This is a genomic window from Escherichia sp. KCJ4928 (assembly GCF_004352695.1).
GTDB lineage: Bacteria > Pseudomonadota > Gammaproteobacteria > Enterobacterales > Enterobacteriaceae > ECMA0423.
In genome coordinates this window covers 1-350 of the sequence record NZ_SJWV01000663.1, presented here as the reverse complement: position 1 = coordinate 350, position 350 = coordinate 1, and the positions used below count along the sequence as shown (strand labels likewise).

Here is a 350-nt window from a genome sequence, read left to right as displayed (position 1 = left end):
ACGACCCGCTGGGCCGCAGGGTGGCAAAACGGGTATGGCGGCGTGAACGGGACCTGACGGGCTGGATGTCGCTGTCACGGAAACCGCAAGTGACCTGGTACGGCTGGGACGGCGACCGGCTGACCACGATACAGAACGACAGGAGCCGCATCCAGACGATTTATCAGCCGGGGAGCTTCACACCACTCATCAGAGTTGAAACTGCCACCGGTGAACTGGCCAGAACGCAGCGCCGCAGCCTGGCGGATGCGCTTCAGCAGTCCGGCGGCGAAGACGGTGGCAGTGTGGTGTTCCCGCCGGTGCTGGTGCAGATGCTCGACCGGCTGGAAAGTGAAATCCTGGCTGACCGG

At 64.0% G+C, this 350-nt stretch carries 1 protein-coding gene; it reads left to right on the top strand.

The features are described 5' to 3' along the window. Positions 1-350, top strand: a 350-nt coding sequence (locus tag E0D98_RS26145; RefSeq protein WP_131891590.1) for an RHS repeat protein, incomplete at both ends; no start/stop codon positions are given.